This window comes from Rhodanobacter sp. C06, assembly GCF_002001105.1.
GTDB lineage: Bacteria > Pseudomonadota > Gammaproteobacteria > Xanthomonadales > Rhodanobacteraceae > Rhodanobacter_A.
The window spans coordinates 1-4886 of record NZ_MUNP01000054.1; the positions used below are offsets into that span (position 1 = coordinate 1).

3 protein-coding genes are annotated in these 4886 nt (G+C 71.0%); all 3 read right to left on the minus strand.

The features are described 5' to 3' along the window. Window positions 1-98 precede the first annotated feature (98 nt). The 3 genes from B0E52_RS11370 to B0E52_RS11380 all read right to left on the minus strand — a co-directional run bounded on the left by B0E52_RS11370 (window position 99) and on the right by B0E52_RS11380 (window position 4417). Window positions 99-1190 carry an SLC13 family permease gene (locus B0E52_RS11370; protein WP_343124504.1) on the minus strand — a complete coding sequence of 364 codons (1092 nt, stop codon included), beginning with the start codon at window positions 1188-1190 and terminating at the stop codon, window positions 99-101. A gap of 70 nt (window positions 1191-1260) precedes the next feature. Next, the gene (locus tag B0E52_RS11375; protein ID WP_077483954.1) at window positions 1261-1890 is read right to left on the minus strand and encodes a glutathione S-transferase family protein; all 630 of its coding nucleotides are present in this window, start codon (window positions 1888-1890) and stop codon (window positions 1261-1263) included. 43 nt (window positions 1891-1933) lie between these two features. After that, a complete protein-coding gene (locus tag B0E52_RS11380) occupies window positions 1934-4417 on the minus strand; it encodes an FtsX-like permease family protein (RefSeq protein WP_077483955.1) in 2484 nt (827 codons plus the stop codon). Between the last annotated feature and the right edge of the window lie 469 nt (window positions 4418-4886).

The window sequence follows — 4886 nt, forward strand, 5'->3', positions numbered from 1 at the left end:
CACAGCGGCGTTAAGGGCAAGGTCAGCGTGGCGCGCGACGACGATTGAGCACGTGCGACATTCCCCTCCCCTGGGTGCAGGGGAGGGCCGGGGTGGGATCACCCCAGCCACCGCCAAACCAGATACACCAGCGGCGCGCATACGAGCAGAAACGGGATCGACGCCAGGTGCAGCAGGCGCAAGCCGCGTGGCTGCTTCGCCAGGCGCAACGCGATCAGGTTCGCCAGCGAACCGATCGCCACGCCGAAGCCACCCACGTTCACCGCCACCGCCAGCGCGATCGCATCGGGTGTGCGGTCGAGCAGCAGCACAGTGGCCGGCACGTTGCTGATCAGCTGAGAGGCGACGATACCGCTGGCATACAGCGTCAGCGGATCGCGGAAATCGAGCCGGTCCAGCGCGTGGCGCACCAGCGGCAGTTCGGCGAAATGGCCCAGGCCGAGGAAGATCGCCGCGAAGGTCAGCAGCAACAGCCAGTCGATGCGCGCCAGGCTGCGCCGCGCCAGCAAGGCGAACAGCGCCAGCAGCAGCGTGGCACCCAGCGGCGCGCGGTGGTATTCCATCAGCAGCACCATGCCGAGCAGCGCCAGCAGCGAACCGATGCCCAGCCGCGTCGAGTTCACCCGGCCATCGATGTGCGCCGACGTCAGCGCAATCCGGCCGCGCGGCAGCCACAGCAGGGTGAACGTGGCCACCAGCGCGAACATCACCGCGGCGGCCGGCAGCATCGCCGCCGCGAAGCGCAGGAAGGGCAGGCCCGCGTGCTGCCACAGCAGCAGGTTCTGCGGGTTGCCGATCGGGCTCAACGTGCTGCCCGCGTTCACCGCCAACGCTTCCAGCACCACCATGCGCGTCACCGGCAGGTTCGAGATGCCGCCGATCGCCAGCGTCAACGGCACGATCAGGAACAGGCTCACGTCGTTGGTCAACACCATCGACAGCAGCGCGGTGGCGCTCACCAGCAGCAGGCCCAGGCTGCGCAGCGAATGCGCGCGCGCCACCGCCGCCACCGCCGCGTGTTGCACCAGTCCGCTGTCGCGGATGCCCTGGATCGCGATCAGCAGGCCGAGCAGGCCGGCCAGCGTGGGCAGTTGCAGCCAGCGGCGGTAAGCGGCCAGTGGTTGCGGGTCGAGCACGGCCAGCACGAGCCCCAGCGCGGCGAACAGCAGCAACAGCCATTCGGAACGCAGTTTCGCGGACCAATCCCGGGCGCCGCCGCCTGGGGCCTTCACGCGCGCGCGGCCCACGGGCGGGCGTATCTCACCATTCGTGCAGGCCCTCGATCTCGTACAGACGCTTCCAGCTCGGCCGGGCGCGCACCAGGTCGGCCAGCCGCTGCAGCGCGGGCCATTCGGTGGCCGGCCGCGGCATGTTGCGCGACCAGCGCATCAGCATGGTCAGCAGCAGGTCGGCGCCTGAGAACGCCGTGCCAAGCAGGTACGGGCCGTGTCGCCCCAGCTGTGTGTCGAGCAGGCCCCAGACACCCTCGATCTTCTGCTGCAAGGCCGCGCGGACTTCCGGCGTGTGTTCCGTCGCACCCAGTTCGGCGGGATAGAACCACAGGCGGTACGCCGACATCAGCGTGTTGCTGAGATAGACCACCCATTGCTGCCATGCCTCGCGTTCCGGTGTACCCGGCGGCGGGATCAGTCCCGCCGCGGGATGGCGCTCGGCCAGCATCGTCAGCAATGCCGCCGACTCGCAGCGTGGTCGCCCGTCGATCACCAGCGTGGGCACCACGCCGCGCGGGTTGAGCTCGAGATACGCGGGGTCGTGCTGCGCGTCCAGGTCGAAATCGACGAGTTTCAGCTCGTGCGGCGCGCCGATCTCCAGCAGCGCCAGATGCACCACCATGCTCGCGGTGCCGGGAGAGTAGTAGAGGGTGTACATGGCGGAGGTTCCTTCCGGCTGGACGCGCATGGTGGCGGCTCGGCTACCCCTCCCGCAACAACCGCATCGGCGACGTGCGCGTGACCTTGCGCGTGCCCACCAGCCCCAGCAGCATCACCACGCCCGCACAGCCCAGCGCGCCCAGCGCCAGCGGCCACGGCGGCGGCACGAAACCATCGATGCGGAACACCGCGCGACCCAGCCACAAGCCCGCGCCGGCGGAACCCAGCGCGGCGGTGAGCCCGGCGATCAGGCCGAGCAGGGCGAACTCGCAGGCCGCGGCCACGCGTAGCTGAGCGCGGCGCGCGCCCAGCGTCCGCAGCAGGGCCGCTTCGTGCCGGCGTTCGGCGGCGCTGGCGGCGAGCGAGGCGGCCAGCACCAGCGCGCCGGCGAGCAGGCTGAAGGCGAGGATCCAGCGCACCGCACCGCCCACGCGGTCGACGATCTGGCGGATGCGGGCCAGCAAGTCGTCCACATCGACGAGGCTGAGGTTGGAATAGTCGCGCGACAGCTGCGCCATCGCCTGTGCGTGCCCGCGCGGCAGGTGGAAGCTGGCCAGCCAGGTGTGCGGCAGCGCGCCGGCGTGCGCGGGGTCGAGCAGCAGGAAGAAATTGACCCGGAACGAGCTCCAGTCCACCTGGCGGAAGCTGGTGATCTTCGCGTCCACGCGGCCTTCGCCCACGTCGAAGCTCATCGTGTCGCCCAGCTTCAGCGCGAACATGTCGCGCCACATGCGATCCACCGACAGCTCGGCCTGCGCCGGCTGTGCCGCGAACCAGCGGCCGGCGATCACCCGATTCGCGGGCGGCAGCGCGTTGGCCCAGGACAGGCGCAACTGGCGGTCGGCCCAGTCCTTCGCGCGCGGATCGGCGAAGTGCAGTTGGTCGATCGGCTTGCCGTCGATGGCGACCAGCTTGCCCACCGCCAGCGGCATCATGTTGAGCTGGTCGGCGCCGACGCCTGCCAGCGCCTGCGTGAAGCCCGCGCGCTGGTCGTCCTGCAGGTTCAGCGCAAACCAGTTCGGCGTATCGGCGGGCAACTCCTTGCGCCAACCGTCGAGCAGGGCCGGCGCCACCACTGACAACAGCAGCAGCGCGGTGAGGGCCAGCGCGAGTGCGGTGGCTTGTACCACGCTGAGTCCGCGTCGCCGCGCCAGCGCGGCAAGGCCGAGTCGCAACGCAGGATGCGCACCCGGTGCCACGCGGCGCGCCAGCCACAGCAGCAGAGTCGCCAGCAGCGCGGCCACCAGCGCCACGCCGGCGAGGCTGGCGGCGAGGATGCCGGCGAGTTTCAGCGAGCCGCTCTGGCTCCAGATCAGCGCGAGCGCCACCAGCGCGGGCAGCAGATACAGCGCATCGAAACGGCGCACCCGGCGCGCCAAGCTCTGGCGGAACACGGCGACCGGCGGCACCTCGGCCAGCCGCAGCAGCGGCGGCAGCGCGAAGCCGGCCAGCACGGCCAGGCTCATCGCCGCGGCGCCCAGCGCGGGCAGCAGCGGCAATTCGGTGGGAATGCCGCCGAACAAGGTGCTGGCGAACTGCCAGGCCAGTTGCGCCGCGCCCAGCGTGAGCAGCACGCCGGCCAGCGCCACCGGCAGCGCCAGCGCGGCCAGCGTGAGCAGCAGCAGGCCCAGCACGCGCCGGCGCGGCGTGCCCAGTGCGCGCAGCAGCGCCACCTCGGGCGTCTTGCGTCGCGCGTAGCGCTGCGCGGACAGCGCGATCGCCACGCCGGCGAGCAAGGCAGCGAGCAAGGCGGTGAGGTGCAGGAAGGCGCCGGCGCGGTCGAACGCCGTGCGCATGCGTTCCTGGGTCTGTTCCGGGGTGATCAGCTCCGCGCCTTGCGGCAGGGTTTGCCGTTGCGCCCAGACACGCCAGCGCTGCACGGCCTCCGGCGTGCCGGCCAGCAGCAGGCGATGCTGCGCGCGGCTGCCGGTGCCCAGCAGGCCAGCCTGTCCGGCGTCCTGCAAGCTCATCAGCGCGCGCGGCGCCAGCGTCACCAGCGCACCGCCGTCGGGCTGCTGTACCAGTTCAGCGGCGATGCGCAGTGGCTTGCCGCCCAGCTGCAGCGTGTCGCCTACCTTGAGCGCGAGCGCTACCAGCGCGCGGTGGTCGAGATATACCGTGCCGATGGCGGGGCCGTGGCTGTTGCGCTGACTGTCGGTTGCATCGGCCAGCACCAACTTGCCGCGCAGCGGATACGCACCGTCGGTGGCCTGCACGTCGAGCAGCTGACTGCGCTCATGCGCGAAGGCCACGCTGGGGAAGCCGGCGGCGTGGCTGACGGCGAGGCCGTCGCGACGCGCTTCGTCGGCAAAGGCCTCCGGCACGGCCTGCGGCGCCGAAATGCCGATGTCGCCACCGATCAGCTCGGCCGCGCTGGCGAGGATGCCGCGTTCCACCCGCGTGGCCAGCGTGGCCACCACCCCCAGCGCCAGCACCGCCAGCAGCAGGGAGCCGGCCAGGGTACGCAGTTCGGGCAGCCGCCATTCGCGGCGCAGGTTGCGGAGGGCTAGGCGCAGGAGCTTCATGACTGCGGCCCTTTGGACGTGGGCGCGACGTCCTGCGCCGCTTTATCTCCCTCTCCCCCAACAGATCCATCGTTGGGGGAGAGGGTTGGGGTGAGGGGGGCTTTTGCTTCTGCTTCTACGCAAGTTTCAGAGCAGTTTCGAGCCGCTGCCGCGGCCCGAGCTACTTTCTCTTTGCTTGCCCAAAGAGAAAGTAGCCAAAGAGAAACGGCACCCCGCGGCGGCGCTTGCCAGGCGTCCTGCCCGGCAAGTCCGTGAGGCGGCGCCGGGCTTTTCGACGGGGCTCCCGCCCCGGCGAAAAGGCATCGCCATCCTTGGCGATGCCCGCTGCGCGGCCTTGCCGTCCCCGCCTCACCGCCGCCGAGGGGCCCCCGGAACAGCAGGCGCGCATCGTGCGCGCCAGAAGCCGGAGCAAAAGCCAAGCCGCGTAAGCCCGCAGTCTCCCTCCCCTGCATGCAGGGGAGGGCTGGGG